Genomic DNA, 26,663 nt, shown 5'->3' on the forward strand with positions numbered 1-26,663 from the left:
CCCCGGCCACTGTTGTGACCGGGGCGTTTCGCAGGGGGCTTCCTGCAAACGGGTGTGTTTCAGGGGAAGTAACTGCGGACCAAGGCGCTTGCTATAAGGCTCCAACCGTCGGCGACAACAAAAAACGCCAGTTTGAAGGGCATGGACACAACAGCTGGCGGAACCATCATCATCCCCATCGACATCAGAACTGCCGCAACCACCAGATCGATGACCAGAAACGGCAGGAAGACCAGAAAGCCAACCTGAAAGGCTCGGGCAATTTCCGAGAGCATAAAGCTCGACACCAGGGTCGACAAAGGGGCCTCAGCGGTAGGGTCTATACCCGCAGTGGCGGGTCGCAGATCCGCAATCGCGTAGAATGTATCGGGGTCAAGACGCGCGGCCATGAACACTCGAAACGGCTGCAAGGCACGCTCGAGCCCGGTTTCCACATCCAGTTGTTCCTCAATCAGTGGATTGATTCCGGTGGTCCAGGCTTCGGTAAAAACCGGTTCCATGACGAAATAGGTGAGGAACAGCGCAAGGCTGATCATCAGCATGTTCGGTGGTGCCTGCTGCAAACCAATAGCTTGCCGGAGAATCGACAATACGGTGACAAGAAACGGGAAGCAGGTGATCATAATCAACAGCCCCGGAGCGAGGCTGAGGACGGTGATCAGCAGGATCAACTGGATCGAGCGGGCTGAGATCGACTGCCCATCGCCCAAGGACAGGTTGAGATCCTGCGCGCTCACAGCCTCTGGCAGGCCGATGGCCAGCATGGCAGCCAGAACGGCGGCAAAAAGGGCGGTGCGTGTCATCCCAGACCGCTTTGCAAATCCGCGATTTCGGTCAGTCGAACGGCCAATTGACCAGCCTGCTCGCCTTCCAATTCCTCCAGCTGTCCCCTTGCGACAAGCCGGTCACCAACATAGAGATCCACGGGATCTTCTACCCGCTTGTCGAGTGTCAGGATCGCGTTCTCGCCAAGGTTTACCAGATCCCGGATCAACGGTCTTGCCTTGCCAACAGAGACGACAACCTCGACCGGTACCGATACAAATGGATTACCTGCATCGCCAGACTTCCTGTTCATTTCAGCAGACTTATCCATATTTGCTGTCCTCTGTGATGTGGAAAGAGAAGGCCTCGATAGAGTCCTGTATAGAATTGATTAGTGCTGAGCTGTTGATCTCCCGCTCGATGCCACCGACTTTGAGATAGGCTTGACCAGACGACAGCATGACATCTTCCCGGACCTGTACAGGAACGGTGAAGCTCTTCGTCAATAGGGCGCGCACCGTTGCACCCTCGCCAGGTGAGACAACGATGTTTATCGCCTGATCGGCCTGGCTCTTGGCCATATCCGTCAGCTGATCGACGATGTGATGGCCAAAGCTGGCGGCCATGGCATCGGGAAGAACTGCGCTGGTCAGAACCTTGAACATCGGATCCAGAGATTCCAGCAGTTGGGTCTGTGCCTCATGAAAGGTGAAGCTAAGATCCTCGAGCGAGTTGGCCAATTCGGAGGAAACATGTGTGGTCTCCTTGTCCTTGGCCGTTACCGCGTCGTCCCAGCCCGCACTGTAGCCCTTTTCATAGGATTCCAGCCGTTTCTCCTCCAGCAGTTCTTCACTGACTTCTGCAACCGGCACCGCAGGTGTGTCCATGGCAAAATCTTCAAGAAGATGGGCAATGGTCATCAGGCTCTCTCCTCATTCTCTTCCAGCCAACCGCGCAGGATCTGAACGGTTTCTTCCTGGCGTTCGCCAATCATCGAGCGGAGGCGATCAACAGGGTTGTCACCACCGCTTCCAAGCGCAGGCAAGCCACCCATATCGCCCATTCCGCCCATGTCTCCCATGCCCATACCGCTGCCCATGCCCATGCCACCCATGGGTTCGAACTGACCGGTATCGTTGTTCTCTATTTCGCCATCCAGCGCGAGGTCAGCGCCCAGATTTGGGTTGGCCATGAAACCGCCACCGCCAAGCGCGGGCAGCTCATCCATGGCGTCGCCTACCGGTGCACCGAGTGCCGGAGCACTGCTCGGGTTCGACAGAATGGGACGAATGACAAAGAGACCGAGGATCAAAGTGACAAGAGCAAGAGCAGCCATCTGGATCAGTGACATCGCATCCAGATAGACGTTGTCAAAGATGGAGGCGCTGACCACGGTGCCTTGTGGCTCTACTGTGGGCATTTCCATCGATTTCAGTGTGATAACATCACCACGTTTCTCACTGAATCCTACCGCAGCAGAGATCAATTCGCGGAGGGCGCCAAGCTCTTCCTCGGCCCGTGGAACCATAACAGTTTCACCGGTTGCTGTTGTCGTCGGCACACCGTTCAACAGTACAGCGACAGTCAGACGCTTGATCGCGCCAGGCCCACGCAGGATTTCTTTTTCGGTCTCGGATATTTCATAGTTCACCCGTTCGCGGGTTGCGCTGGTACTGGCCTTTGACCCATCGCCCGAGGCGGCATCGCCATCGGGTATATTGGAGGCTACGGTCACCTCACCCGACTGATTTTGCGAAGAATCCGCACGTTCCTCCACATCGGTGCTGATGGCGACACGGCTTTCGGGATCAATGCGTTTCTCGCGAATAGACTCGGTGTCGGTCACGGTTTCGACGCTCACCTCAACCACAGCATTGCCGTGGCCAACGCGCGCTTCGACCAACCGCATGACCCGTTCACGAATCGACTGCGAGCGATCATCGGTTCCGGCGCCGACAGCAGCAGCGGCCTCGGGAGAGCCGATCAGCGCGCCATTGGCATCAATCACCGCTACGTTTTCCACCGCCAGACCTGTCACAGCCGAGGAAATCAGAAAGCGAATCGCATTGGCCTGCGCGGGCGTGATGGGCGAGCCCATCGGCACAACCGACACAGAGGCAGTCGGTTCAGCCGTACGTTGAAACGGATTTGATCCGGTATTTGCGATATGGACCCGGGCCTGGGTCACATGCGGGCTGGCCACGATGGTACGGGCCAGCTCCCCTTCCTTTGCGCGCCAGTAGGCGGCATCAAACATTTGCGATGTGGTCCCGAACCCGCTGAGCGAATCAAGTAGTTCGTAACCGCGCCCGCCGTTTGCAGGCAGGCCTTCGCTCGCCAGCGTCATGCGGAGTTCGTCGCGTGCCGAAGCCGGAACATAAATTGATCCGCCGCGCACTTCATATTCGGTGCCGCGCTGTTCCAGCGCGCGCACTACATCCCCAGCCGAACCGCTTTCCAGCCCGGCATATAGTAATTGCATCGTGGGCGTATTCGCCACACGGGACATCGCCAGGACGCTGAGAATCACGATCACCGTGGCCCCCACGGCAATCAGGCGCTTTCGCGTGTCCAAACCTGCCCAGACATTCTTGATCTGCTGCACATTAACCTCCGTAGCATCGGCGTTCTGTCCGATGTGCAACCCTTTTGCCGGATTGCCCTTAACATTCGGTTAGTGTCCGCCAGCTAAGAAGATGAGGCACGACGTATTAGGGATAGTCATGACAGACGCTGTAGTAGACACAGAACAGGACGCCCCGGCCAAGAAGAGCAAGTTGCCCCTTATTGTCGGGGTTGTCCTTGCACTTGTTGGAGCCGGTGGGGGATTCTTCGCTGTCCAGTCAGGCCTTCTTCCCTTTGGTCAGAGCGCAGCCCCAGAAGGGGTGGATGCGACCGAAGTGGCGCCAGAAGGCGTGGACAATGGTGAGTCGGCGGAAGATATCGCCAATCTCGCTTTTATCGAAATGGAACCGATTGTGATCAGTTTGCGCAAGGCAAGTGGTCTAAAGCACCTTCGATTCCGCTCTCAGCTGGAGGTTGATCTCGCCCATCAGGCCGAGGTCGAGAAAATCCTTCCGCGGATTGTCGATGTTCTCAACAGTTATCTCAGGGCACTGGAGCTGGAGGATCTGACCGATCCAATGGCCCTGCCCAAACTGCGCGCACAGATGCTGCGGCGGATCAATATTGCGGCTGGCCAGGGCCGGGTGCGTGATCTGCTGATTATGGACTTCGTATTGAACTAGGAGAACGGGATGGAACTGATTGCAGATATCCTGCTTGCGGCCGGGGCCATGGGGGCGGGCTTTTACTGCCTGGTGCTCTCGCGTCGGCTGAAGCGTTTTAATGATCTGGAAAAGGGGGTTGGCGGTGCAGTTGCGGTGCTTTCTGCGCAGGTCGATGATCTCAACAAGTCGCTGCTGGCCGCGCGTCATGTGTCGGATGGTTCCAGCAAGGCGCTCGACCAACTGACCGGGCGCGCCGAATCGGTCGCACAGCGGTTGGAGCTAATGATGGCTTCCATGCATGATATGCCTGAGGCGGCGGCGACTGAGCCGAAATCCACTGTCGCTCCGTCTGCTGTCGCCGAAGAAAGCGATGCATTGGCAGCGGCATATGAGGCCGACGCGGAGCCGGAAGTGGCGGCGGAGCCGGAACCTGCGAAACCCGCAGGTCTGATGTTTGTCCGTCATAACCGGTCTCAGGGTCGGGTTGCATAATGGCCAAGACAGCAAAGACAAAAGCCGCCCCGGTAAAGCCGAAGAAGGCAAAGCGCATCAGGCGGTCGCGTAGCAGCGCTCTCATGATGCTGGCGTTGCTGTTGATGGGGTCAGCAATTGTGCGTCTCGGGCTGGAGGCTGGTCCGGCCATCGCGCGTGAGGTTGCGAATCTACAGGACGAATCGACCCTGAAAGAAGAGCCGAAAGGCACGCTGAATGGTCAGTCGATGCCCTCTTCTGCCGAACTGCAGAACATGCTCGCGGCCTTTCAGGAACGTGAAGCTGTTCTATCTGCCCGTGAGGCTGAGATCGAAGACCGTATGAGGGCGCTCGAAATCGCAGACGAAGCGATTGAGCAAAAACTGGTGGCGCTGGAGCAGGCAGAGCAAGAGCTGAAATCGACACTCGCTCTTGCGGATGGTGCAACTGAGGCAGATTTGACGCGGCTGACGTCGGTCTATGAACAGATGAAACCAAAAGAATCGTCTGCCCTTTTCGAGGAGATGGATCCTGCCTTTGCAGCGGGCTTCCTCGCACGCATGCGCCCCGAGGCAGCGGCCGGCATCATGGCAGGGCTCAGCCCGCAGGCGGCCTATACAATCAGCGTGGTCCTGGCGGGTCGCAATGGGTCTGTTCCAAAGGAGTAAGCAAGTGCTGCTCCTCAGGCTTTTTTAACGTGAATCGCCTAAACTTGTAGAAACAAACGAAATTCGGAGTGGACCTAATGCTCGGTATTGTAGGCATCGTGGTTATCTTTGTCATGGTGTTCGGGGGATATCTCCTCGCAGGTGGCAAGTTTGCGATCATCATCAAAGCTCTGCCATTCGAATTCATGATGATTGGCGGCGCTGGTGTTGGCGCCTTTCTGATCAGCAATGATATGGGCGGCGTCAAACATACGCTGAAAGACGTCGGCAAGGTGTTCAAGGGTCCCAAATGGAAGCCCGATGACTACCGCGATCTTCTGTGTCTGCTCTTTTCGTTGATCAGGATCGCAAGGGCGAACCCGGTTGAGGTTGAACAGCATATCGAAGATCCGGAAAATTCTTCGGTATTCAATCGCTATCCCAAAATCCTCGCGGATAAAGAGGCGGTAAATCTGATCAGCGACACCATGCGGTCAGCCTCGATGAACTATGATGATCCGCATCAGGTTGAGGAAGTTCTGGAAAAACGGATTGAGGCGAATCTGCACCACGCCCTGCACTCCAGCCATGCGCTGCAATCGCTTGCCGATGGTCTTCCGGCGCTGGGCATTGTTGCGGCTGTTCTCGGCATTATTAAAACCATGGGATCAATTGATCAGCCGCCTGAGGTTCTGGGTAAACTGATCGGTGGTGCGCTTGTTGGGACATTCCTTGGTGTTTTCCTGGCCTATGGTCTGGTCGGCCCCTTCGCAGGCAAGGTGAAGTCAGTTGTCGAAGAGGACGCGCATTTCTATTCGCTCATTCGCGAAGTTTTGGTGGCCAACCTGCACAATCACGCAGCGGCGATCTGTATCGAAGTGGGGCGTCAGAACACCCCATCCCACATCCGCCCCGGATTTTCTGAACTGGAAGATGCCTTGAAATCGGTGAAACAGGACGCAGCATGATGTGGCGCGCACTGACCATTGCAGCATTGACCCTGGCTGCGGCATCCGCGGATGCTCAGACAGTGGTCGCCCGTTCGGGAGAGCATGCCGGGTTTTCCCGGTTGGTCATGCGGCTTCCCGCTGGTGCGCCTTGGTCTCTGCGTCAGTCTGGGCAGTCAGCCCAGGTGGTGATCGATACGCCCACAGTTGTGTTCGACACCTCGCGAGTCTTTGACCTGATCCCGCGTACGCGGCTGCAGTCGGTCTCCCAAGCCGGGCCTGGGCAACCGTTACAGCTGCAGCTTGGGTGTAACTGCGATGTCAGCTCCTTCGTTCAGAAGGACGGGTATCTGGTGGTTGATATCGCCGATGGCACGCCCCGTGCCGATCAGCCTTTGACGGCCGGATCGCCGTTGCCGCTCTTGCCCGGAAATATCAATAGTACCGGATATCGGTTTAATCTTGCGGCGCGGGCAGCTGCGGACGCGCGTGCTGCACTTGATCTTGCTGGTGTGACGTCTCGCAGCACTACCGGTGCTGATCAGGTGCAGCGTCTTCCTGTCGCTGTGGCGGATACACCGTCAGCGATCCAACTGCCCCTAGACCTGACCCGAACCCCACGCGCTGAGGTACCTGCCGCGCCGGTTGAAGAGGCCCGCGTTGCGGTGGAGTCTGCCACTGAGCCGAAACCGGTTCCGGTCCAAGTTGACACGGATATGCTGCTTGATTTGTCGGAAACCGAAAGAGCGGCAACGGTCAACGAATCCGAACAGCGGCTGTTGCAACAAATCAGCCGTGCCACCAATCAAGGGTTATTGGAATTGATCGGCGTTGAGGTGCACGATGGCACGGACGGGCATGTCCTTGATCCTCTGAGCGGCCGAGACCGCCCCCTTAATCCGCTGGATCAGATCGCGGTCACCTCCTCTGTGGATAGGGAAAGCGGTCTTATTGCACGCAGGTCCGACACGTCAGGTCAGCCAACACATTGCCTACCAAGCCGACAATTGGCGGTGCATGCATGGGGCACGGATGAACCATTTGCGGATCAGATTTCGCCATTGCGCGCGGATTTGGTGCGTGAATTTGATGACGTCGATCCGGAAGCGGTTTTGACCCTGGCGCGGGCATATCTTTTCTTTGGATTTGGTGCTGAGGCGCAGGCGATTCTGCGGATGATGCCATCTGGTGCTGCGGAGCACGACGATGCCGTGGCGCTGACGGCCATGGGGGCTGTGCTGGATGGCCAGCCGATGGAGGTCAATCACACGTTCGCGGGGCAGCAGGTTTGCGATAGCGAAGTGGCGCTTTGGGCGGCCTTGGCAGATGGAACGATCAAGAAAAATGCCAAAACGGATGCGATTCAACAGGCTTTTGCCAAGCTACCACCCCATCTGCGGGTGCAAGTTGGTCCGCGCATCAGTACCTTGTTTGCAAAGGCGGGTGATCCCCATCTGGCGGGCGCGGCTTTGCGGTCTGTTGATCGTACAGGTGTCGAACATGTCCCTGAAATCAACTTGGCCGAGGCGGAGATTGCCAGACTGGAAGGCGACGTTGAAACCGTCGCCCAAGAGTTGACGGATGAGGTGGCCGAACGGACGGAAAACGCACCGCGGGCCCTGATCGAACTGATCGACCTCAGTTTTGCTGAGCGCAGCGCACTGTCGCCGGATGTGCCGGATCTGGCTGCCTCCTATGAGGTAGAGAATCGCGACAGTCCGCTGGGCGCTGATCTCAGGCGCGCAGTGGTTGCCGCCCTGGCGTTGACTGGTGATTTTCATGACAGTTTCAATGAACTGGAAGTGTTGAGCCGCCGGGATGGTCCAGCCGCGCGTACTGCGGCGCTGGAACCGTTGCTAACCTTGCTGACAGAGCGGGCAGATGATGTCACCTTCCTGCAATATGCGCTGGTTATCGCGGCCAATGGTACCACCGCAGAGGTCGCACCAGTCGCGGATATCGTGGCCGAACGCCTGCTGGATCTGGGGTTTGCACAGCAGGCTCAATCAATCCTGAAAAAGCTGGCAATGGAGCCTGGAAACACGAAACGTCGGCTGATCCTGGCCAAAGCAGCGTTGGCGATGGACAAGCCGCATTCCGCTTTGGTTGAGTTGATGGGACTGTCAGGTTCTGCAGCAAACAAGCTGCGTGCAGAGGCACTTTGGCGCAATGGAGAATACGCCAGGGCTGGTGAGTATCTGCTTGAAGAAGAAGAAAAAGATGCTGCCACGCGTGGATTCTGGCATTCCGAGGATCGCGATACGCTTGCCACGATGGATGCGGATGACACGGAACAGTTCGGTGGCGTCGCGCGCGTGACAACACAAATCGAAGAGACGGCGAAAGAACCCACCGGTCTGCCGCCCTTGGCCCATGCAAGGGCGCTTGTTGAAAGCAGCGAGGGGACGCGTGGCGGCATCGCAGATCTGTTGCAGAAAGTTACGCCGCAGGCGGATCTTTCCGACGATGGATCGTAGCGTCCAAGAACCACGTATCTGAGCGGAGCATTTGCAAAGATCGCCTGATCGAGGCGGTCTTTGCGCGTTTGGTGATAACGGTTTGTCAACGCTCTCAGCTTACGCTCGAACCTAGGGTGAATCCTCATTTGGACAGGCAGAATGCCGAAATCGAGCTATTATTTCCGACAACAGCGGCGGTGTGTCCGCTGCGCAGGCAGTTTGCCAAAGTGGTCCGTGCTGCTTGTCGCAGTATTTGGCCTCCTGGGGCTGCTTATTCCTCAGACAATATACGCGGCTTCACCGCAGGTATCGGCCCTATGTGATCTTGCCGCGCGACGGGCAGCGCGTGATCAGGGCGTTCCGCTGGACGTGTTGCGCGCCATCACCAGGACGGAGACCGGCCGCGGTGGAAAACAAGGGCTCCAGCCCTGGCCTTGGACCGTCAATATGGAAGGTGCCGGCAAGTGGTTTCAGACAGAAGATGAGGCCCGGGCCTATGTCTTCTCCCACTTCAAACGCGGTGCACGGAGCTTTGACGTCGGGTGTTTCCAGATCAATTTCAAATGGCATGGTCAGGCTTTCGATTCGATCGACCAGATGTTCGACCCGCTTGCGAATGCGCAATATGCGGCGCGGTTCCTGCGTGAACTGCACGATGAATTTGGTGACTGGTCACAGGCTGCCGGCGCCTACCACTCGCGCACACCCACCTATGCAAACCGCTATACTGCGCGTTTTGACAGGGTGCGTGCGGACCTAAAGCCGGTGGAGACGGTCGCAGCACTGCCGGTGGAGCGCAGCCGAGCCACGTTTACCGCCCCACAACCCCTCGCCATGCTTCACAATCCTTCGCCGCTGATCGCTCAGGGTGGGGCACCGTCTGGTGCTGCCCGCCTGGGATCTCTGGTTCCATTGACCGGCGGCGGCACTTCGGCGCAAGCGCTCATCGTACTGAAATAAGGGCTGATTTTCGTGCCAAACATTGATATGCAAAAACTGTTCAGCCCAACCGTACTGCTGGCAATTGCGCTGATGTCGATCATCGTGATGATGATCCTGCCGATGCCCGCCTGGGTGCTGGACATTGGGCTGGCCGCCTCCTTTGGGTTGGCGATTCTGATCTTCACCATCACGCTGTTTATTGAACGTCCGCTGGATTTTTCGTCTTTTCCGACGGTTCTCCTGGCCTCCCTGATGCTGCGTCTGTCGCTCAATGTGTCGTCGACAAAACTGATCATCGGTCAGGGGCACACCGGTACCGATGCGGCAGGGGGCGTGATCGAAGGATTTGCGCAATTTGTGATGGGCGGCAGTGTTTTCCTGGGTCTCGTGGTGTTTGGCGTGCTGCTGATCGTGAATTTCATGGTCATCACCAAAGGTGCCGCACGGATGGCCGAGGTTGGCGCCCGCTTCGCCCTGGATGGTATGCCGGGTAAGCAGCTAGCCATCGACAGCGACATGTCCGCTGGTGCCATTGATCACGCAACCGCGCGCGACCGCCGGGAGACGGAACAGCGTGAGACGACATTCTTTGGCTCTCTGGATGGTGCGTCCAAATTTGTGAAAGGCGACGCGATTGCTGGTCTGCTGATCACTTTGCTGAATCTGATCATGGGCTTGATCATGGGCGTTCTGATCCACGGAATGCCGGTGGTCTCCGCGTTTGAAACCTATGCGATCCTGACGGTTGGCGATGGTCTGGTATCGCAAATTCCGTCCGTGATTATTTCCATCGCCGCGGCGCTGCTGCTGGCGCGCGGGGGTGCCACCGGGTCCACCGATATCGCGCTGGCTGACCAGTTGGGCAAACACCCGGCGGCCTTGGCCACTGTGGCCATTCTCATGGCGCTGTTTGCTTTGGTTCCCGGCCTGCCTTTCATTCCTTTCATGGCTGGTGCGGCTGTGCTGGGCTACACCGCCTACCGGATGAGCAAAAACCTGAAGGACCGCGAAGAAGCCGAGATGGAAGAGCAGATCGAAGAGGTCATGGAGCCCAAGGAAAACCGGGCCCTTGGCGATATCCTTGATCTGGACGACCTGCACCTGGAGTTTGCGCCCGATCTGGTGAGCATGGTGCTGGACGCAGGGACCGGCCTTGATGCCCGTATCGCCAACATGCGAACGCATGTGGCCACGACATTCGGGCTGATCCTGCCTGAAATCCGCCTGACGGATGAGCCGGAACTGATGACAGGCACCTATGTGATCAAGGTTCAGGGCGTCGAACAGGTGCGCGGCATTCTGCATCCGGAAATGGTTCTGGCCCTGATGCCGGACAATCATGATGCCCTGCCGCCGGGCACAGATGTCACCGAACCCGTCTATGGTGCTCCGGCGCGCTGGATTTCCTCAAAGGCGCAGGAAGATGCTGCACTGTCGGGGGCGACAATTGTGACGGCGCCAGAAATTTTGGCAACGCATCTGCTGGAAGTGATCAAACAGAACTTCCCCCGCCTGCTGACACTGAAATCGCTTCGCCGTCTATTGAATGAGATGACCGAACTGACGGATGAGTTCCGCGCCGAAGCCAATCGAAAGCTGCTGGATGAACTGGTGCCGGACAAGGTTCCGATCGACACATTGCACACAGTCCTGCGGCTGCTTCTGGAGGAACGCGTCTCTATCCGAAATATGCCGCTGATTCTGGAGACCATCGCCGAGGCCCGCCTGCACACGCCACAGCCTGAGATCATCTGTGAACATGTACGCCAGCGGCTGGGGTTCCAGTTGGTTGGTGAGATGAAACGCGAAGATGGGACCATTCCATTGATCCAGCTGGCGCCTGAGTGGGAGGAGACATTCTCCACCTACCAGATCGACGCTCAGGGCGGTGCCGTTGATATTGCGCTGCCTCCGGAACAGTTCAACCGGCTGGCCGAAGGGCTGAGTGAGCGTCTGAACACCACTACGGAACAGGGCGTATTTGCAGCAGTTGTGACCTCAACCCGGCGCCGTAGATATTTGCGGACAATCCTCAAATCGCGTGGCATCCTCAACCCGGTCCTATCATTCGAGGAGATCGGCCTCGAAGCCCGACCGGCCCTCGTTGGGATGGTTCCTGCATGAATTTGGACTTTCTGCCACCTGAGCTGGTCGCCCTTCTGGGCGCCGGCTTTTGGCATGGGGCCATCGTATTTCTGCGGATTGGGGCGATGGTCTCAGTGTTGCCTGCCTTTGGTGAGAAATACGTTCCAGTGCGGATTAAACTGGCGATTTCCTTGGCGTTTACATTTGTCGTGGCGCCGGCGTTGCCGATACTTCCGCCACCAGCAAGCCCATTGCATTATGGCAGCCTCGCACTGAGTGAGGCCGTTGTCGGTTTGGCGCTGGGAATGGCGATCCGCATGTTTGTTCATGCTATTCAGATTGCCGGCACTATTGCCGCACAGTCGACCTCTCTCGCGCAGGTATTGGGAGGTATCGGCGCAGAACCCATGCCGGCAATCGGTGCGGTGCTTCTGATCTCCGGTCTGGCACTGGCAGTGATGTTGGGGCTGCACATCCGGGTGGCTGAATTCATGATCTACAGCTACATGATGTTTCCGGTGGGTGAATTTCCGAGCGCGTCAGGGCTGTCGGACTGGGGGGTGCACCGGGTATCGCGTAGTTTTGCGATGGGCTTCTCGCTGGCAGCACCATTCCTGATCGGCTCGATGGTTTATAACCTGACATTGGGTGTCATTAACCGCGCGATGCCTGCGCTTATGGTGGCCTTTGTAGGTGCCCCGGTTGTGACCTTCGGAGGTCTGGCAATTCTGATGGTGGCCAGCCCGATGATCTTGGATATCTGGAGCACGGCGCTCATGGGCTTTTTCGCCAATCCGGGTGAGGGGATGCCATGAGCGACGACGATTCAGACAAGTCATATGAGCCAACACCGCAAAAGCTTGAGAAAGCTCGTAAGAAGGGGGAGGTTCCGAAGTCGACGGACCTCAATGTGGCAGCAGCCTATCTTGGTCTGATTGTTGCAATCTATGTATCGGGCGCGGATGTGGTGGAGGAGCTCGGGACGATATTGATGTCGTTTCTGGACCAACCCGATCGCTTGGCCGATTTGTTCTTCGGCGGCGCGGGCACTGTCCCGCTTGGTGGCATATTGATGGCGGTCGGCACGTCCAGCCTGCCGATATTCATTGTACCGATGGCCGCCGTTTTGCTCTCGATCATCGCGCAGCGTGCTCTGGTTTTTGCGCCGAGTAAGCTGGAACCAAAGCTCTCAAAAATTTCGATTATTTCTAACGCAAAGAACAAATTCGGGCGTTCGGGATTGTTCGAGTTTTTCAAAAGTACGGTCAAGCTGGTGCTGTATTCGGTCTGCATGGGCATCTACCTCAATTTTCGGTTGCCAGACATGATTGCCTCTTCAGCCACCGGGGCCTTTGTCGTTGTCATGATGATGGCGCAGCTGGCGCTGGAGTTCCTGATCCTTGCGTTGATCATCGCGCTGGGTATCGGTGTGATTGATGCGGCCTTTCAGCAGGCAGAGCACAATCGAAAGAACATGATGTCCCGCCAGGAGGTCATGGACGAAGCCAAGGAAGCTGAGGGCGATCCGCATCTGAAGGGCGCGCGTCGGCAGAAGGCACATGAAATTGCTATGAGCCAGGGTGTCGCCGATGTGGCCGAAGCTGATGTCGTGATCGTCAACCCGACCCACTACGCGGTGGCGCTGAAGTGGGACCGCGCACCTGGGCAGGCCCCCATATGCGTGGCCAAAGGTGTGGATGAGGTGGCCGCCGTTATCCGAGAAGTTGCCAATGAGAACGGTGTTCCGATCCACAGTGATCCGCCCACCGCGCGCGCGTTGCATGCGGCGGTCGATATCGGCCAGGAAATTCACGAAGAGCATTATGCACCAGTTGCCGCTGCCATCCGCTTTGCGGAAAAAATGCGTCAACGGGCTAAGGGGATGGTGTAATGAAACAGAAGATGCTGGACCAGATGGCAGATGTGACAGAGGCCATGTACCTGCAGGAGCATGCCAAGGTGAAACCGGTTCTGGATGCTGAGGCGCGGGTGCGCGGCCAACTGGCAAAACTGGATCAGCAGATCAAGGACAGTCGCGAAATGGCTAATTCCGACCACGCGATGAAAGCACTTGGCGCGGATCTTCTGTGGCAGGGCTGGCACAGCCGCACCCGCCGCCATCTGAATATGGAATTGGCGCAGATTACCGCGCAGAAGCTGCGGGCAATGGACAATCTGCGCAAAGCGTTCGGCCGCAAGCACGCGGTAGAAACGATGGCGATCCAGGAGCGCCAGCGGGTGAAGAAGGACAGGGCGCAAAAGCTGCACAACCGGTTGATGAATATGGAATGAAATTAACGCAACATGTTTGTATCAAAAAAGGCCGGTTCATCTGAACCGGCCTTTTCGTTGATGTAGAACTGAGCTTCAGACATCTTGTCGTGACATTTCCACGATCAGTACATCATAAATATCCTTGCCCAGTTGCTTCTGTGCAGCTTCGCGCAGAGCGGTTCGCAGGGGCGTCAACATGTCCGACCGGGTGAAGGCACCGCGAAAACCGCCCATATTGGCGTGATCGAACAGCACTTGCAGGAAGACATCCCGCAGCTTTGGCTCGTAGGCGTGGATTTTCTCGTTCATCCCGGCCTTGGTTTCCAGGCTGAGAGAGATCACCACCAGTGAGGAGAGCTGTTCACGCTCGACAACTGGAACGACGAATTGATTCGCCATCTTGATGTATTCGCGCTGCTCTTCCTCTTCGCCCGGCAGTTCAGGGGTGATTTCTTCGGCGTGCTCGCCGCTGTCCTCGGCGTGCTCTTCCGGGGCGGGGGCCGGGGCCAGCATGACCCCCGCGCCGATTCCACCGGCGGTCCCTACAAGGAGCAGAATGACGGGCAGTAGTTTTGACAACATATGCAGGCCTCAGAATGGCAGGATCACGTCCAGCACCTGCTGGCCGTAACGGGGTTGTTGAACATCGGTGATTTGGCCGCGGCCACCGTATGAGACCCGCGCGGAGGCGATCTTGTCATAGGTGATCTCATTCTGGCGGCTGATATCGTCGGGGCGCACGTAGCCTGTCACCAACAATTCGCGCATCTCGAAGTTGACGCGCAGCTCTTGTGTGCCGCTGATCGACAGTACACCGTTTGGCAACACATCCACCACGGTTGCGGCGACACGCAGTTCCAGTTTCTCGCTGCGCTTCACAGAACCTTTGCCGCCGGAGCTGCTGCTGCTGCCGATATCAACGGCATCAGCCATCGACGCCCCTTCGGGCAGTTTCCGATCTAATCGCTGGGGCAGGCCGAGCAGTTGCGGAACCGCCAGACTTTCGGAGCCGGAGCGCGACCGCTTGGTATCGTTGGAGATTTCTGCCTCTTCGTCGATTTCGATAACGACGGTCAGGATGTCACCCTGTTTGGTTGCCCGACGATCCCCCAGCAGAGACTGACGCGAACCGCTCCAGAGGGACGCCTGATCAACCGGGCGTTGGGTCTGCGTGTTTACAGGCAAGCCCTGAAACAGCATAGCGACATGTTCAGGAGATTCACTTGCGGGGCTGAATGTCGGTGGTTTGCCAACATGATCCAGTCGTCCGCAGGCGCTCAGCGTGATCATAGCCGCAAGGGCCGAATTCGCCAAAAGGGTTTTATTTTTCATCAGTTTACCTCAACTGTTCCATCTGCGGCGATACGCCCGCTGATGGTCGTGCGTGACGATAAGTTCATGACGCGGATTGCTTCGCCATCAGCGCCGCGACCAAGCGAGCGACCCTCGGCCAGTATGGTTAGACCACCACGTTTGAACCGAATGGTGACCAGGTCGTTGCGCTCGACGATGGCCGGCGGGCCAACATCGCCCGGGCGCACGGGCCGCCCTGCATAGAGCGCCACGCGGGCTTCCTGGCCAATTACCAAAGATGGATCGGAGATCGCGCCCAGCACCTCGGCCTGTTTCAGAACCAGATCCTCGGCCGTCACGATTTCCTTGGCCCGGATGGTTCGCACCGGGACCAGGATGTCGGCCCAGGCGGGCTGGGCACAGAACAGCATAACAATGGCGAGGATCCGGTTCATTAGCGTACCTGCGTGGTTGCGCCCATCATCTGATCGACGGCAGAGATGACCTTGGCATTCATTTCATAGCCGCGCTGGGCTTCGATCAGTTCCGTGACCTCGCGGACGGCATCCACCGAGCTGGCCTCCAGATAGCCCTGACGCAGGGTGCCGAGACCATTCTCACCGGGAGAGGCAACGGTGGCCGCACCCGAGGCTTCGGTCTCCACAAAAAGATTGCTACCCAGAGCTTCCAGGCCTTTGGGGTTGGAGAACCCAGCCAGCGTCAGCTGTCCCATCAGCTGCCCTTCGGCGGTTTCGTCAAAATAGGCGTAGACCTCACCATCGGCATTGATCGAGACATTGCGCGCGTCGCTGGGGATGGTGATATCCGGGGAGACAGTGAAACCGTCGGAGGTGACAACCAGACCTTCGGCCGACCGTTTCAGCGCCCCGTCTCGGGTATAGGCGGACTGCCCGGAGGGGAGTGTGACCTCAAGATAGCCTTTGCCGTCGATGGCAACGTCCAGATCATTCCCGGTCTGTGTCAGGGCCCCCTGCGCCAGATGAATGGAGATGGCAGAGGCACGGACGCCAAGGCCCACCTGCACACCAGTGGGCAGCACCGTTCCGTCGGAGGCATTTACCGTGCCGGCCCGCGTAACCTGTTGATAATGCAGATCCGCAAATTCCGCACGCCGAGCGTTATAGCCCGTAGTGTTCATATTCGCGAGGTTGTTTGAAATTGTCTCAACGCGCAGCTGCTGCGCGGTCATTCCGGTTGCGGCGATCTTCAGGGCGCGCATGGGCTTACTCCTACGACTTTGTCAGGTTTTTGATGGCGTTGCGGACACGTTCGTCTTCGGTCTCGAGAAAGCTCTGGCCCATTTCATAGGCGCGTTGAATTTCGACCATTCGTGCCAGTTGGGAGATGGCATTGACGTTGGATCCCTCCAGAAAACCCTGGAGCACGCGGGCTTCGCCAGCGCCTTCGATTTCGCCATCGACGCGGAACATAACCCCGTCTTCGCGGACCATCTGATAATTCTCTTCCGGCTTAAAAATACCGATTTGCCCGAGCGCTCGTCCATCTGCGCTCAGTGTGCCGTCGGCGCCGAATTTGATTGATTTGGCATCGCCAGGAATGAACACAGGCGCGCGACCGGCATCCAGGACCCGATGACCGTCCATGGTGACCAGGTCACCTTGGGCGTTGGTGGAAAACGCGCCCGACCGCGTCAGCCGCTCACCCATTGGGGTTTCGACCATGAAATACCCATCGCCTTCAATGGCAAGATCCAGGTCACCGCCCGATTGGGTCAGGGCCCCCTGGGCCATTGAGGTGTTGCGGATATTTGCCCGCCCCATCGACAGGGATTCCTGACCGGGAGCGGATTGAATAAATTCGGAAAAAATAACCCCTTCGGCCCGGTATCCGGTGGTGGCTGAGTTGGCGATATTATTTGCGACCACGCGCATTTCGCGCATCAGACCGGATTGGCGGGACAGGGTGGTGTAACCGGTGTCTCCCATTACAGACCTCCTGAGATCAGCGGCACGACGTGCCCATCAAAAAAGGCAACCAAGGTCTGCGTCATGAAACCCATGGTCATCCAAAAAACGACAAGAATAGCAGTAAGCTTAGGTACAAAGGTCAGGGTCATTTCCTGCACCGATGTCAGGGCCTGAAACAGGCCGATGGCGAGACCAACAACCAACGCAACCAGCAAAATCGGTGTCGACATCATTACCGCTGCCCAGAGAGCCTGGCGCAGAGTGTCGTAGAAAAGTCCATCGCTCATCATGGGCTTATACCGGCATCCGCAGAATTTCCTGGTAGGCTTCCACTACCTTGTTGCGGACTGTCACTGCGGTTTCCACCGCAAGTTCGGTCTGGGCCAATGCTTGGACCAGCGCATGAGGGTCGCCATTGCCTGTCATTGCGGTGACTGAAACTTGCTCGCTTTGCTGCAGGGTGCCGGCGAATTCCTCAAAACTGGCTTTGATCTTGGCCTCAGCGCTGCTGGGCATGTGCTCCGGATCGACCTTAGTCGCGGGGCGTGCGGCGGCGTAGCCAGTGGTGGCGGAAAGACTGCGAATATCCATTCTGGATCTCCAAGTATGTCAGTGTGTTTCAGTAAATCTCGGTGTTATCTGCGCAACAGGTCCATCAGTGATGACGACATTTGCCGCCCCTGTTCGAACATTTTGAGGTTGGCCTCGTAGCTGCGCTGAGCCTCGCGGGCGTCGGCGATCTCAATCATCAGGTCTACATTCGATCCTTCATAATGGCCGCTCTCGTCAGCCAGCGGGTGAGAGGGGTCAAAAACCTGCTCCAGATCTGATCGGTCCAGACGTACAGGACCAACCTCTACCTTCTCAACATCGGAGCGCAGATCGCGCACCGCTTCAAAGGGGACGGTCTTGCGGCGATACCCGGGGGTATCTGCGTTGGATATATTCTCCGACACATGACGCAGGCGGCTCGCCTGGGCTTTCAATGCGCTTGCAGAGACAGAGAGGGATTTGGAAAATTCGCTCATGTTCTAACCTTCTCAGTTCCGGCCAAGGCTGCTGCGCAACACGTTCATCGAAGATTTGTAGATCGCCAATGCACGGTCATGCTGTCGCTTGACCTCAACCCCCTTCAGGATCTCGCCTTCGATCGAGACGGTGTTGTCATTGGGATCACCGCCGCCGCGCGTTGTCGTGACAGCCCAGTCCATGCCGGAGCCGGCGGTGCCATGCAGATGGTTGGATCGGCTGGCGATCATATCACCCGCGCGGGGCCCTTGCGCATAGACTTCTTTGAAAGGCTTAATGTCCTTGGCGTGATAGCCAGGTGTATCGGCATTGGCGATGTTCTGCGACACCAAGGCCTGGCGCTTCCCTGCATGGGTGGCCATTGAGTAGGCAATCTTAAAGACGTTCAGTTCTTTAAACACCGGGGCTTCTCCCTCGATCAATTTCAATCAAGGCTTAACCCTGATTCCTTTAGAAATTGTTTTCAGGAACAGTTGGAGACACCAGAACATGATCTCAGCCCTCAACGCATTGACCCAGGATTTGGCGAACAAGAAGCTGTCGTCAGCCGTAGGTCGCGTGTCCGAAATTTCAGGTGGCGCGATCACGGTGTCGGGGTTGAATGGCCAGGCACGTATCGGGGATCGGTTGATTCTTCGTCGGGCGGGGAGCGATCCATTGGAAGGTGAGGTTATGCGAATTTCTGGTAGCGAAGTCAGCATGTTACCAGATACAGCGCCGGATCGCGTCGCCGTCGGGGATGCCGTTCTGTTGCACCCTACACCGGATTTCGCCCCGGCTGACAGTTGGATCGGACGCGTGATCGATCCCTTTGGTGCACCTCTGGACGGGCGGCCGATGATGCGTGGCGAGGCGACGCGGGATTTGATGGCGGCGCCACCAAAAGCCGCCTCACGCCGTCCGATGGGAGAGCGACTCGCAACAGGTCTCGCGGTTTTCAACACAATCCTGCCGATCGTAAAAGGACAGCGTGTCGGTCTTTTTGCTGGGTCAGGTGTGGGGAAATCGACGCTGTTGGCCACGCTGGCACAGAATATGGAGGCTGATGTCGTGGTTATCGCGCTGATCGGGGAGCGCGGACGTGAGGTCAACCACTTCGTAAAGGATGTCTTGGGCGACGAAGGAATGCGGCGTGCAGTTGTCATCGCCGCCACATCAGACCAATCAGCGCTGGTGCGCCGCCGATGCGCCTGGTCGGCAATGGCCGTGGCAGAGCATTTCCGCGATCAGGGAAAAAATGTGCTGTTCCTAGCAGATTCGGTGACCCGATTCGCTGAAGCACATCGCGAGATCGCCGTTTCATCCGGCGAAGCGCCGGCCCTGCGCGGATACCCGCCCTCGGTGACACCCTTGATTACCGGTCTCTGTGAGCGTGCGGGTCCCGGCAGTGGCGACCAAGGCGACATCACCGCTATTTTCAGCGTGCTCGTCGCAGGTTCCGATATGGATGAGCCGATCGCTGATATCCTGCGCGGCGTTCTGGACGGACATATCGTGCTCAACCGTGAGATTGCGGAACGAGGGCGATTCCCGGCTGTAGATGTATCGCGATCGGTTTCCAGAAGCCTGCCTGCGGCTGCTACAGCGGATGAAAATTCAGCCATCCTGGACGTTCGGAAATATCTCGGTGCTTACGAACAATCTGAGGTTATGATCCGCGCGGGCCTGTATTCCGAAGGCAATGATGTGACCCTGGATCAGGCTGTGAAACTCTGGCCAGAGTTGGATTCGTTTTTTGGCAGGTCAGATCCTGAAGGTGTGCAAAGCAGTTTTAACCGCCTGATGCTGATGATGCGTCGAGCAGTGGCGATCCGGTAAGTCTGCTGTGTAGTGGCAGGCAAGCCTGAAACAAATCAAACGCTTTTCCGTGAAGTAGGTATAGTAGGCGCTGAGGCGTTCATTGAGGTGGTCATATTGTGATGGGTTGGGAAAAATTCTATCCCATCGATATGGTGCGGACTACCGGTAAAATTGTAGGGTCGATACATTTGAACCTGCGGGCCTGCGCAATTCGTCACGCTGGAGGCAGTTCCTGCACTGTTGCTGAAAGGAGATTATCGCCTCGAGGACGTCTCCTCATGCCGAATGGCTCTATCCCCAAAGAATCGCAAGGTGATTGCTTCGTTGGTGTCGGTTGGACTGATGGACTTGTAACGCCGAAAGCGTGATGTGCGCGCCAGGGATTTCGATACCCGGCTCGGGCACCTGCGCCTAAGTCAACATCGCTGCCGCCCACCCCACAATTTGGTGAGGCGTGTTGTCGGCATGGTTGATGCGGAACGCATTTCAGAATGAGCGTACCGACCTGAAGGCGGCAATCCAAAACGGAACCGTGAAGCACGGCAGCGCAGCGAAGGCACTTTCCGCAGTTATCGGAGAGGAGTCTTCAGTGGCCGAATTTCGCCAATTTGCCTTTATAAATATAAGGTTACCGCGACTGGTTATGTCCAGGTTCCTTGAGCGCGGAATAATTCCAGCCGACAGTGCAGCTTTGCCACACAGTCGGCTGAGAACTCATGATGGGCGTACGGCCATCAACCGATCCTCGCGTGGCAACAAGGTGCGCAACGCTTTCAAGCATCGATAGTGATTGTCGGAGAGGACCGCATCGGTGGCCTCTGCTAGGGATGCACGACTGTCAGGGTCCGTGAACACCTGGCTCAGTTCCTCGATTCGGCGTAGCATCTGAAGGCGATCCTCCTCGCCATCGACATCGCCAGACAGTACCAGCTGGGCCGCGTAACATACCCGGCGTACAGGAGTATTTGCTTCTTCCGGGTGGATGGCATCACGTAGCCGCAGGATATTTGCATCCGGGGTTACGATGGACAATCGACTACGGCGATCTCCGTTTTCAATCACTGCACCGTTCACCAATACCCGCTCTTTCGGGGCAAGTTTCAGGACCAATCCGCTCATATTCAGGACGCTCCGCTGCGAAGGCCACGCATGATGGCCGTGTTGATTTCCACCAGAAGTCGTACATCCGCTTTGCGGGCCAGGACTTTGCTGGTGTGTTGATGGGTGAATTCCCCAAGCGAGAGCAGCTGAGCTTTCAATTCGTCCGGGAGAGGATTTCCAGGACTGGCAACTTCGACGGAAAAGATCGACCAGAGTTTGCGATTGTCGGTCAGCGCTGCGGCAAGTTCGGTAAAGCCTGGCTTACCTTTTTGGGCTGCGGCGACGATGCGACGGGTTACGCGGGCGATGACTTCGTATTCGAGGTTTTTTGCAGTTCGAGTCGGGGCCTTTGCCGCCGAATAGGCGCTCTTCGCCTTTAGAAGGGCATTCACGTGTTATCCTAACATGTAATCTACAGATTCTCTGCGATAGGGAACCAGGGGCGCCTGACGACGCCCCTAGTCAAGCTGCTATTAACGGAACAGCTGCATCAGGGTTTGCGGCGCCTGGTTTGCAATCGACAGGGATTGCACCGCCAACTGTTGCTGAGTTTGAAGGGCTTTAAGCCTCGCAGAAGATTCTTCCATATTCGTGTCGGTCATCGTGCTGACACCCATCGTCAGGGAGTCGGAGAGTTTCGATACAAACATGCCTTGGTCAGACAGTCGGTTGGAATCCGCACCCAGCTGGGCTGCTGCATCGATGGCGTTACCGAGCATGGTCTCGATCTCGGTCAGAGCAGTCGAAGCAGTTGCAACGTCAGAAATTGCGGTGATCCCGGCGGTACTGATATTTGTCGCAGAGTCGATCGCGGTCACGGTGATGGCATCCGCAGATGGATCCAGGCCACCCAGAACGGTCAGCGATGTAGTGACGTTGTCATCAAGCAGGTTTGCACCGTTGAATTCAGCTGAATCGATGATGGATTCAATCTGTGCTGCTTTTTTGGCGATGCTATCCTGGATCTTTGCGTGGTCAACGTTCTCCGAGTTTGCGGAAATCGCCAGCTGCTTCATCTCGGTCAGAGTTTCAACGATCTGCTCGGCACCGGACAGAGCCACGGCAACAGTCGCTTCGCCAACGCCCAGAGACTCCTGAACCGACTTATAGCCGGAAATATCAGAGTCCATGGTTTTGGAGATCGCCCAAACCGCGGCGTTGTCCTTGGCCGAACCGATCCGTTTACCGGTGGAGATCTGGCTCTGGGTGTCGTCAAGGTTGTTGTTCACGGACTGCAGAGTCTGCAGTGCAACCATTGCGCCATTGTTAGTCAGAATGCTGGACATAGCATGTATTCCTTTGATTCGAGGCGTTTTGACCTCTGGTTTCCCTGCCCCGAAGGGCGCTCTCTGACGTCTTTCTGACTATGCGTTCCGCCGTCCGGCTTCCGCGCCACCCTCTGTTGAAGGTGCAAAGTGACATTGGCCTACTATGTGCTAAAGGAGTGCTAATGCCGGAAATTCCATTGCTAGAATTTTCTCTAAATTGGGTTGGTTATGCGCGTTTCTCCAGGCTGGGCGTGCCACCGGTTGCAAAGCGGGTTTTGCGGCCTGACTGATCATAGACATCGAGCCCCTTGCGCACACGTCTCAGTTCCGCCATCCGGGTCGCGACCGCTCGGATGCCTTCCATGGCGCTGTCCAGCAGAACCTGATTGCGAGACACTTTGCCCTGAACATGTTCCAGCGCTTCACGCTCCAGATCAGCGGTCGTATTAAGTGTCGTTATGATCGCCTCCTTCTTGGCAAGCAGAGGTTCCAGCTCCTGCAGATTGCCACTCACCAGCGCCGCGCGCTCAGCATCCAGGAGGGTATCAAGTTCTTCGATCAGCTGTTGCGGTGTTTGTTCAGTCATTGTCCTGTGCCTCTTTCAATGCGTGATAAAGTGATTCTGCCAAGCCGACGCCGCCCGCTTTGGTGATTTGCTCCGCCTGCGCGCGCACCAGAAAACTGGAAAACTGGTCCTCACCAGCGCCGCCGCCCATTGTCTCGCGACTTTCGCCAAGACCGGCGGATTTCAACATTTCTGTAAGGAAAGTCGCCTCAAGTTCCTGTGCGGCCTTGCGCAGCGGATCTTGTGGCGGGGGGGTGATGGCAGCTGGACGCTGCATCGCCGGAAGTTGAGCAATCGGTTCCATGATGTACCTCGTTCTGAGATGTCGAAATTGCTTAGATTTTTTCTATTTTGGCGGATGATCGGTTAAAATTGCCGTAACCGATTGGCGTTATGGTGCTGGCATCGAGATAGAATGTCTGGAAGCCAATGTTTATCAACGCAGTTACAAGCCCCACCTCTGGTGGCGCTCAGGGATCGGAGAAGATCCAGCAAGGCGAATCGGCAAAATCGCGTAAAGGCGCAAGCTTTGACGCGGTTATGGCAAAGACTGCAAATTCGTCAGAAGACGCAGGAAGCGACGTAGCGCAGGTAGAGGAGGTTGCTGAACAGCAGGCCACCACTGCGGATGCGTCGGAAAAGACAAATCAGACAACACAGGATGGTGACGCTGAGGCGGCCAGGGGCGAGGTTCCGCAAGAGGCAGTGGATCAGGCGGCGGCCAAGGAGGCCGCAGCAGATCCTGAGGTTCCGGCGATTCCCGCGCAGCTGAATGTCAATGTAACCCCGCAAAAGTTGACTGAAAACGGTCGACGCGATGGCGCAACTGCGGAGAACGTTGAACGTCAGTCCGCCGCTTTGCCTCAGCCAGATGTTGAAGGCGCGGGGGCAGAGGGTGAAGTCAATTCATCTGCCGAGGGTTCGCCGGATCGTGCCGCTGTGGCGCCGGGTACAGGTACTGATGCAGCGGCCGCTGCTGAGGTCTCTGCAAAGGTCGGTTTGCCGTCTGAGGTAAAAAGCGATGGATCTAAGGGCAGCCCTGGCAATGCACCAAAAGCGTCTACGGAAACGGGCAGCCCCTCGCAGCAGTTGGTCGCAGATGCGGAAGGCCAATCAACACCGGGGCTGCGCAGCGATTCGGCAGCCGCTGAGGCCGAGGCGGCGCGTGATGTCGCTGTGGATGGGCGTAGAACTGGGGCCGAGGCAAACATTACACCAGTCGGGCCAAGAGGTCGGATCGTGCAAACCGATGCCGTCTCCAATCCTGCAACAAGCACTCAGCCAGAGGTGAAACCCGGCGCGGCTTCTGCAACGGCGGCAGCGCAATCCGAGATGGTGAAGGACGCTGCGAAACCGTCGGTGGTGGGGCAAACCCAACCGGTGCAACAGGCGAACACGACGGCCACTCCGACACCGCTGGAGGGGACGCCTTCGCCGGTGCGGGAAAACCTGGAGGCGCGGCGCACAGCTGTTGAACAGATGCGTTCACCCACGCCCACGCAGACCGCTGCGATACTGCCTCAGGGTACATATTCGGTTGCCAGCTTTGGTCTCGGCGCAGGGGCTCTTTCCGCGGCTATGCCGACATCTACCTCGGCGCTTGCTATCGATCCGGCGCTCTCAGCGGAGGTGGGCGGCAGCGCGGTGTCCGGTGGTAGCAGCGGGTTTGAGTTGCCTGGCCTGTCACAGCTGCTGACAGAAGCAACGCTAAGTCCAGGGACTGTGCATAAACCTGAAACGCCCCGCCTGATCGCGAATCAGATGGCCGAAGCGCTGGCAACGAAGGGAGAGCGTAACGTCGATGTTGCGCTCAATCCCAAGGAGCTGGGGCATGTGAATATGCGCGTCTCTGTCACCGAGACGGGAGTCAGTGTCATGATTCAGACTGAGCGCGCTGAAACTGGTGACCTGATGCGGCGTCATATCAATGAGCTGGCGGATGAATTTAAGCGGATGGGGTTTGAGGATATTTCGTTCCAGTTCTCGGGCGATGAAGCTTCGAATCAAAGCGGTGGCCGTGGCGAGGCGCATACCCAAGCCGGCCGATCCGCCGGGCTTGGTGATGAGGATCTGGCCGACCTTACTGCAGAGCCGATGACGCAATCACTCAACCTCGGTGAGGTTGGGCTTGATATGAGGATTTGAGATTATGACGACGAGTGTAACGGGTGCGTCTGCATCGCAACAACAGCAAGCGGCGTCGACCGCCTCGGCTGAGCCAAAGAAAACCACAGGGATCGCCTCTGATTTTGAGACCTTCCTGAAGATGCTTACCGCACAGGCGCGGTATCAGGATCCTTTGGAACCGATTGATTCAACAGAATACTCGGCGCAGTTGGCGCAATTCTCAATGGTTGAACAACAGGTTCAGGGCAATGAGGTTCTGGAGGGGATCCAAGCACAGTTGGGTTTGGCAAACATGGCTGCCATGTCCGGCTGGGTGGGTATGGAAACCCGGTCGGCAGCACCCGCCTACTTTGACGGGGCCAACCCAGTAACCGTCTCGCCGAACCCGGCCCAGATCGCTGACACTGTGCATCTGGTGGTCAAGGATGACACTGGCAGGGAGGTGCAGAGAATCAGCCTTCCGGTTTCGGCTGAACCTTATCAGTGGCAGGGTATTGATGACGACGGATATGCGTTTGATCCAGGCAGCTACAGCTTCACGCTGGAGAGCCAGAAAAACGGTGAAGTTGTCCTCTCCGATACTGCGGAGACCTACACCCGGGTGAAAGAAACCCAGATGCGTGGCAACGAAGTGGCCTTGATCCTGGAAGGCGGCTCGGCGATCTTGGCATCATCGGTGACAGCGCTGCGCGAACCTGTGGCACCCGCAGTCTGACGCACAAGGGCACCTGAGACCTGGCTCGTGGATAGCACGAGCCAAAACCACGGAGCCTGACCTGCCAAACCTGTCGCCATATTTTATCGCCCGCTTTCTGGCATATCTGTCGGACTGCGGCGTGAGCGATGCCAGACCTACACCTCTTCTGGGGGGGCGCTCCAACCGTGTCTGGCGTTTGGGCGGGATTGTGGTGAAACTCTATGGCGACAGTCATGCCAACCCGCTCTTTGCCAATGATGCCGCACGCGAATACGCAGCGCTTCAGGCCCTGAATGGCACAGCATTTGTGCCAGAACTGCTGACATCCGGTCAGTTTGAGGGGCATGATTGGCTGGCATACCGGCACTCGCCGGGCGTGACCTGGTCGTCGGGCAGCGCAGAGGTGGCGGCACTACTTGGCCGGTTGCATGCACAGCCCGTGATACCGGGTTTGCCGGCAGGTGTGTCCGGCAGTGCGGCGATCAAAGACCAGACCCAGTCCATTCTGGCCAATTGCGGCAATGCCGGTGATCTGAACCGGCTTGAGCCCGGCAGGCAGATACCGGCAGCAGGGCGCAGGGTGTTGATCCACGGCGATCCTGTACCCGGAAATATCGTGGCCTCCGCCGGCTGTCTGACGCTGATCGACTGGCAATGCCCGCAGATCGGAGACCCGGCTGAGGATCTTGCGCTGTTCCTGTCTCCCGCAATGCAGCAGGTCTATCGTGGTGCGCCCCTGACAGGGGCAGAGGAGGCAACCTTCCTTGCGGCCTATCCGGATCCGGAGATCACCGCGCGCTACCTGTCGCTGAAACCCTGGTTCCACTGGCGCATGGCCGCCTACTGCCAATGGCGCGGCGAACGGGATGGTGAGCAAAACAGCCTTGCCTACCGCCTGGAACGGGCCGCCCTGGAGGCCTGTCTGGAGCATGCGTGACCCATTCAGGGACATGATCTCGCAACAACAGCGTCAATCCCAAATTCATTGTTTCCAAATAGCTTACATGGCATATT

At 57.4% G+C, this 26,663-nt stretch carries 32 protein-coding genes; 14 read left to right on the plus strand and 18 right to left on the minus strand.

From position 1 onward, the window contains the following. Positions 1–59: 59 nt before the first annotated feature. From fliP to fliF, 4 genes are read right to left on the minus strand one after another with little or no spacing between them, the layout of a single operon-like run. The gene (fliP, locus tag OO25_RS06515) at positions 60–803 is read right to left on the minus strand and encodes a flagellar type III secretion system pore protein FliP (protein WP_040179048.1); all 744 of its coding nucleotides are present in this window, start codon (positions 801–803) and stop codon (positions 60–62) included. Continuing rightward, positions 800–1,096 carry a FliM/FliN family flagellar motor C-terminal domain-containing protein gene (locus OO25_RS06520; RefSeq protein WP_040175044.1) on the minus strand — a complete coding sequence of 99 codons (297 nt, stop codon included), beginning with the start codon at positions 1,094–1,096 and terminating at the stop codon, positions 800–802. Before OO25_RS06520 ends, fliP begins: the two co-directional genes overlap by 4 nt. Beyond that, a complete protein-coding gene (locus OO25_RS06525) occupies positions 1,089–1,685 on the minus strand; it encodes a hypothetical protein (protein ID WP_040175043.1) in 597 nt (198 codons plus the stop codon). The genes OO25_RS06520 and OO25_RS06525 overlap by 8 nt, the downstream gene beginning before the upstream one ends. After that, positions 1,685–3,370, minus strand: a complete 1,686-nt coding sequence (gene fliF / locus OO25_RS06530; protein ID WP_040179191.1) for a flagellar basal-body MS-ring/collar protein FliF — start codon at positions 3,368–3,370, stop codon at positions 1,685–1,687. The genes OO25_RS06525 and fliF overlap by 1 nt, the downstream gene beginning before the upstream one ends. A gap of 118 nt (positions 3,371–3,488) precedes the next feature. On the opposite strand from fliF, the gene fliL reads away from it, so the two are divergent. The 10 genes from fliL to OO25_RS06580 all read left to right on the plus strand — a co-directional run bounded on the left by fliL (position 3,489) and on the right by OO25_RS06580 (position 13,838). Then, positions 3,489–4,013 (plus strand): flagellar basal body-associated protein FliL, encoded by a 525-nt coding sequence (gene fliL, locus OO25_RS06535; RefSeq protein WP_040179049.1) that lies wholly within the window; start codon positions 3,489–3,491, stop codon positions 4,011–4,013. A gap of 9 nt (positions 4,014–4,022) precedes the next feature. Beyond that, positions 4,023–4,487, plus strand: coding sequence for a hypothetical protein (locus tag OO25_RS06540; protein WP_040175041.1), 465 nt, complete (start codon positions 4,023–4,025; stop codon positions 4,485–4,487). Continuing rightward, positions 4,487–5,134 carry a MotE family protein gene (locus OO25_RS06545; RefSeq protein WP_052465597.1) on the plus strand — a complete coding sequence of 216 codons (648 nt, stop codon included), beginning with the start codon at positions 4,487–4,489 and terminating at the stop codon, positions 5,132–5,134. The genes OO25_RS06540 and OO25_RS06545 overlap by 1 nt, the downstream gene beginning before the upstream one ends. Before the next feature lie 77 nt (positions 5,135–5,211). Then, positions 5,212–6,081, plus strand: coding sequence for a flagellar motor stator protein MotA (gene motA, locus OO25_RS06550; RefSeq protein ID WP_024098942.1), 870 nt, complete (start codon positions 5,212–5,214; stop codon positions 6,079–6,081). Then, complete coding sequence (locus OO25_RS06555) at positions 6,081–8,537, plus strand: hypothetical protein (protein WP_040179052.1); 2,457 nt, start codon at positions 6,081–6,083, stop codon at positions 8,535–8,537. The genes motA and OO25_RS06555 overlap by 1 nt, the downstream gene beginning before the upstream one ends. 201 nt (positions 8,538–8,738) lie before the next feature. After that, the gene (locus OO25_RS06560) at positions 8,739–9,479 is read left to right on the plus strand and encodes a transglycosylase SLT domain-containing protein (protein WP_040175303.1); all 741 of its coding nucleotides are present in this window, start codon (positions 8,739–8,741) and stop codon (positions 9,477–9,479) included. Between the two features lie 27 nt (positions 9,480–9,506). Continuing rightward, positions 9,507–11,585, plus strand: a complete 2,079-nt coding sequence (gene flhA, locus OO25_RS06565) for a flagellar biosynthesis protein FlhA (protein ID WP_369808851.1) — start codon at positions 9,507–9,509, stop codon at positions 11,583–11,585. Further along, entirely contained in the window at positions 11,582–12,361 is a 780-nt protein-coding gene (locus tag OO25_RS06570; RefSeq protein WP_040175036.1) for a flagellar biosynthetic protein FliR, read from the plus strand. Before flhA ends, OO25_RS06570 begins: the two co-directional genes overlap by 4 nt. Next, positions 12,358–13,437 carry a flagellar type III secretion system protein FlhB gene (gene flhB, locus OO25_RS06575; RefSeq protein WP_040175033.1) on the plus strand — a complete coding sequence of 360 codons (1,080 nt, stop codon included), beginning with the start codon at positions 12,358–12,360 and terminating at the stop codon, positions 13,435–13,437. The genes OO25_RS06570 and flhB overlap by 4 nt, the downstream gene beginning before the upstream one ends. Next, positions 13,437–13,838: a hypothetical protein gene (locus tag OO25_RS06580; protein WP_040179055.1), complete on the plus strand. Its 402-nt coding sequence runs from the start codon at positions 13,437–13,439 to the stop codon at positions 13,836–13,838. Before flhB ends, OO25_RS06580 begins: the two co-directional genes overlap by 1 nt. A 75-nt stretch (positions 13,839–13,913) precedes the next feature. Here OO25_RS06580 and OO25_RS06585 read toward each other — a convergent pair whose 3' ends face one another. From OO25_RS06585 to OO25_RS06625, 9 genes are read right to left on the minus strand one after another with little or no spacing between them, the layout of a single operon-like run. Further along, positions 13,914–14,402 carry a flagellar basal body-associated FliL family protein gene (locus OO25_RS06585; RefSeq protein WP_024098949.1) on the minus strand — a complete coding sequence of 163 codons (489 nt, stop codon included), beginning with the start codon at positions 14,400–14,402 and terminating at the stop codon, positions 13,914–13,916. A 9-nt stretch (positions 14,403–14,411) separates the two neighbouring features. Beyond that, complete coding sequence (gene flgH, locus OO25_RS06590) at positions 14,412–15,152, minus strand: flagellar basal body L-ring protein FlgH (protein ID WP_040175032.1); 741 nt, start codon at positions 15,150–15,152, stop codon at positions 14,412–14,414. Beyond that, the gene (gene flgA, locus OO25_RS06595; protein WP_040179057.1) at positions 15,152–15,568 is read right to left on the minus strand and encodes a flagellar basal body P-ring formation chaperone FlgA; all 417 of its coding nucleotides are present in this window, start codon (positions 15,566–15,568) and stop codon (positions 15,152–15,154) included. The genes flgH and flgA overlap by 1 nt, the downstream gene beginning before the upstream one ends. Continuing rightward, positions 15,568–16,353: a flagellar basal-body rod protein FlgG gene (gene flgG / locus OO25_RS06600; RefSeq protein WP_024098951.1), complete on the minus strand. Its 786-nt coding sequence runs from the start codon at positions 16,351–16,353 to the stop codon at positions 15,568–15,570. The genes flgA and flgG overlap by 1 nt, the downstream gene beginning before the upstream one ends. A 10-nt stretch (positions 16,354–16,363) precedes the next feature. Next, entirely contained in the window at positions 16,364–17,080 is a 717-nt protein-coding gene (locus OO25_RS06605) for a flagellar hook-basal body complex protein (protein ID WP_040175026.1), read from the minus strand. Beyond that, positions 17,080–17,352, minus strand: a complete 273-nt coding sequence (locus OO25_RS06610) for a flagellar biosynthetic protein FliQ (RefSeq protein WP_040175025.1) — start codon at positions 17,350–17,352, stop codon at positions 17,080–17,082. The genes OO25_RS06605 and OO25_RS06610 overlap by 1 nt, the downstream gene beginning before the upstream one ends. A gap of 4 nt (positions 17,353–17,356) precedes the next feature. Then, positions 17,357–17,653 carry a flagellar hook-basal body complex protein FliE gene (gene fliE / locus OO25_RS06615; RefSeq protein WP_014876464.1) on the minus strand — a complete coding sequence of 99 codons (297 nt, stop codon included), beginning with the start codon at positions 17,651–17,653 and terminating at the stop codon, positions 17,357–17,359. A gap of 44 nt (positions 17,654–17,697) precedes the next feature. Next, positions 17,698–18,090, minus strand: coding sequence for a flagellar basal body rod protein FlgC (gene flgC, locus OO25_RS06620; protein WP_014876465.1), 393 nt, complete (start codon positions 18,088–18,090; stop codon positions 17,698–17,700). 12 nt (positions 18,091–18,102) lie between these two features. Next, the gene (locus OO25_RS06625; protein ID WP_040175301.1) at positions 18,103–18,492 is read right to left on the minus strand and encodes a FlgB family protein; all 390 of its coding nucleotides are present in this window, start codon (positions 18,490–18,492) and stop codon (positions 18,103–18,105) included. Positions 18,493–18,580: 88 nt separating this feature from the next. On the opposite strand from OO25_RS06625, the gene OO25_RS06630 reads away from it, so the two are divergent. Further along, positions 18,581–19,909, plus strand: coding sequence for a FliI/YscN family ATPase (locus OO25_RS06630; protein ID WP_040175023.1), 1,329 nt, complete (start codon positions 18,581–18,583; stop codon positions 19,907–19,909). Between the two features lie 696 nt (positions 19,910–20,605). Here OO25_RS06630 and flbT read toward each other — a convergent pair. From flbT to OO25_RS06655, 5 genes are all read right to left on the minus strand, one after another. Next, the gene (gene flbT / locus OO25_RS06635; RefSeq protein ID WP_014876468.1) at positions 20,606–21,010 is read right to left on the minus strand and encodes a flagellar biosynthesis repressor FlbT; all 405 of its coding nucleotides are present in this window, start codon (positions 21,008–21,010) and stop codon (positions 20,606–20,608) included. A 2-nt stretch (positions 21,011–21,012) separates the two neighbouring features. Beyond that, positions 21,013–21,384, minus strand: coding sequence for a flagellar biosynthesis regulator FlaF (flaF, locus tag OO25_RS06640; RefSeq protein WP_040175021.1), 372 nt, complete (start codon positions 21,382–21,384; stop codon positions 21,013–21,015). A gap of 81 nt (positions 21,385–21,465) precedes the next feature. After that, positions 21,466–22,278 (minus strand): flagellin, encoded by an 813-nt coding sequence (locus tag OO25_RS06645; RefSeq protein ID WP_040175019.1) that lies wholly within the window; start codon positions 22,276–22,278, stop codon positions 21,466–21,468. A 208-nt stretch (positions 22,279–22,486) separates the two neighbouring features. After that, positions 22,487–22,846, minus strand: coding sequence for a flagellar export chaperone FlgN (gene flgN, locus OO25_RS06650; RefSeq protein WP_040175017.1), 360 nt, complete (start codon positions 22,844–22,846; stop codon positions 22,487–22,489). Further along, entirely contained in the window at positions 22,839–23,129 is a 291-nt protein-coding gene (locus OO25_RS06655; protein ID WP_040179059.1) for a rod-binding protein, read from the minus strand. The genes flgN and OO25_RS06655 overlap by 8 nt, the downstream gene beginning before the upstream one ends. 236 nt (positions 23,130–23,365) lie before the next feature. On the opposite strand from OO25_RS06655, the gene OO25_RS06660 reads away from it, so the two are divergent. From OO25_RS06660 to OO25_RS06670, 3 genes are read left to right on the plus strand one after another with little or no spacing between them, the layout of a single operon-like run. Then, on the plus strand, positions 23,366–24,970 hold the full coding sequence (locus tag OO25_RS06660) for a flagellar hook-length control protein FliK (protein ID WP_242406990.1): 1,605 nt from the start codon (positions 23,366–23,368) through the stop codon (positions 24,968–24,970). A 4-nt stretch (positions 24,971–24,974) separates the two neighbouring features. Next, positions 24,975–25,667: a flagellar hook capping FlgD N-terminal domain-containing protein gene (locus tag OO25_RS06665; protein ID WP_040179064.1), complete on the plus strand. Its 693-nt coding sequence runs from the start codon at positions 24,975–24,977 to the stop codon at positions 25,665–25,667. A 31-nt stretch (positions 25,668–25,698) separates the two neighbouring features. Continuing rightward, complete coding sequence (locus OO25_RS06670) at positions 25,699–26,586, plus strand: phosphotransferase family protein (RefSeq protein ID WP_040179067.1); 888 nt, start codon at positions 25,699–25,701, stop codon at positions 26,584–26,586. Positions 26,587–26,663: the final 77 nt, after the last annotated feature.

It is taken from the genome of Phaeobacter sp. S60 (genome assembly GCF_000826845.1).
GTDB lineage: Bacteria > Pseudomonadota > Alphaproteobacteria > Rhodobacterales > Rhodobacteraceae > Phaeobacter > Phaeobacter piscinae.

What these genes read in the sequence shown, in the direction of transcription:
- fliL (WP_040179049.1), top strand. Translation starts at nt 3,489, where the DNA reads ATGACAGACGCTGTAGTAGACACAGAACAGGACGCCCCGGCCAAGAAG.
- OO25_RS06630 (WP_040175023.1), top strand. Translation starts at nt 18,581, where the DNA reads ATGATCTCAGCCCTCAACGCATTGACCCAGGATTTGGCGAACAAGAAG.
- OO25_RS06655 (WP_040179059.1), bottom strand. Translation starts at nt 23,129, where the DNA reads ATGGAACCGATTGCTCAACTTCCGGCGATGCAGCGTCCAGCTGCCATC.
- fliE (WP_014876464.1), bottom strand. Translation starts at nt 17,653, where the DNA reads ATGGATATTCGCAGTCTTTCCGCCACCACTGGCTACGCCGCCGCACGC.
- flgN (WP_040175017.1), bottom strand. Translation starts at nt 22,846, where the DNA reads ATGACTGAACAAACACCGCAACAGCTGATCGAAGAACTTGATACCCTC.
- OO25_RS06610 (WP_040175025.1), bottom strand. Translation starts at nt 17,352, where the DNA reads ATGATGAGCGATGGACTTTTCTACGACACTCTGCGCCAGGCTCTCTGG.
- flhB (WP_040175033.1), top strand. Translation starts at nt 12,358, where the DNA reads ATGAGCGACGACGATTCAGACAAGTCATATGAGCCAACACCGCAAAAG.
- flgH (WP_040175032.1), bottom strand. Translation starts at nt 15,152, where the DNA reads ATGAAAAATAAAACCCTTTTGGCGAATTCGGCCCTTGCGGCTATGATC.
- OO25_RS06580 (WP_040179055.1), top strand. Translation starts at nt 13,437, where the DNA reads ATGAAACAGAAGATGCTGGACCAGATGGCAGATGTGACAGAGGCCATG.
- fliP (WP_040179048.1), bottom strand. Translation starts at nt 803, where the DNA reads ATGACACGCACCGCCCTTTTTGCCGCCGTTCTGGCTGCCATGCTGGCC.
- flhA (WP_369808851.1), top strand. Translation starts at nt 9,507, where the DNA reads ATGCAAAAACTGTTCAGCCCAACCGTACTGCTGGCAATTGCGCTGATG.
- OO25_RS06555 (WP_040179052.1), top strand. Translation starts at nt 6,081, where the DNA reads ATGTGGCGCGCACTGACCATTGCAGCATTGACCCTGGCTGCGGCATCC.
- flgG (WP_024098951.1), bottom strand. Translation starts at nt 16,353, where the DNA reads ATGCGCGCCCTGAAGATCGCCGCAACCGGAATGACCGCGCAGCAGCTG.
- OO25_RS06540 (WP_040175041.1), top strand. Translation starts at nt 4,023, where the DNA reads ATGGAACTGATTGCAGATATCCTGCTTGCGGCCGGGGCCATGGGGGCG.
- OO25_RS06660 (WP_242406990.1), top strand. Translation starts at nt 23,366, where the DNA reads ATGGCAAAGACTGCAAATTCGTCAGAAGACGCAGGAAGCGACGTAGCG.
- OO25_RS06645 (WP_040175019.1), bottom strand. Translation starts at nt 22,278, where the DNA reads ATGTCCAGCATTCTGACTAACAATGGCGCAATGGTTGCACTGCAGACT.
- OO25_RS06525 (WP_040175043.1), bottom strand. Translation starts at nt 1,685, where the DNA reads ATGACCATTGCCCATCTTCTTGAAGATTTTGCCATGGACACACCTGCG.
- OO25_RS06520 (WP_040175044.1), bottom strand. Translation starts at nt 1,096, where the DNA reads ATGGATAAGTCTGCTGAAATGAACAGGAAGTCTGGCGATGCAGGTAAT.
- OO25_RS06545 (WP_052465597.1), top strand. Translation starts at nt 4,487, where the DNA reads ATGGCCAAGACAGCAAAGACAAAAGCCGCCCCGGTAAAGCCGAAGAAG.
- OO25_RS06605 (WP_040175026.1), bottom strand. Translation starts at nt 17,080, where the DNA reads ATGGGAGACACCGGTTACACCACCCTGTCCCGCCAATCCGGTCTGATG.
- OO25_RS06585 (WP_024098949.1), bottom strand. Translation starts at nt 14,402, where the DNA reads ATGTTGTCAAAACTACTGCCCGTCATTCTGCTCCTTGTAGGGACCGCC.
- OO25_RS06570 (WP_040175036.1), top strand. Translation starts at nt 11,582, where the DNA reads ATGAATTTGGACTTTCTGCCACCTGAGCTGGTCGCCCTTCTGGGCGCC.
- motA (WP_024098942.1), top strand. Translation starts at nt 5,212, where the DNA reads ATGCTCGGTATTGTAGGCATCGTGGTTATCTTTGTCATGGTGTTCGGG.
- flbT (WP_014876468.1), bottom strand. Translation starts at nt 21,010, where the DNA reads ATGAGCGGATTGGTCCTGAAACTTGCCCCGAAAGAGCGGGTATTGGTG.
- OO25_RS06665 (WP_040179064.1), top strand. Translation starts at nt 24,975, where the DNA reads ATGACGACGAGTGTAACGGGTGCGTCTGCATCGCAACAACAGCAAGCG.
- flgA (WP_040179057.1), bottom strand. Translation starts at nt 15,568, where the DNA reads ATGAACCGGATCCTCGCCATTGTTATGCTGTTCTGTGCCCAGCCCGCC.
- flgC (WP_014876465.1), bottom strand. Translation starts at nt 18,090, where the DNA reads ATGAGCGAATTTTCCAAATCCCTCTCTGTCTCTGCAAGCGCATTGAAA.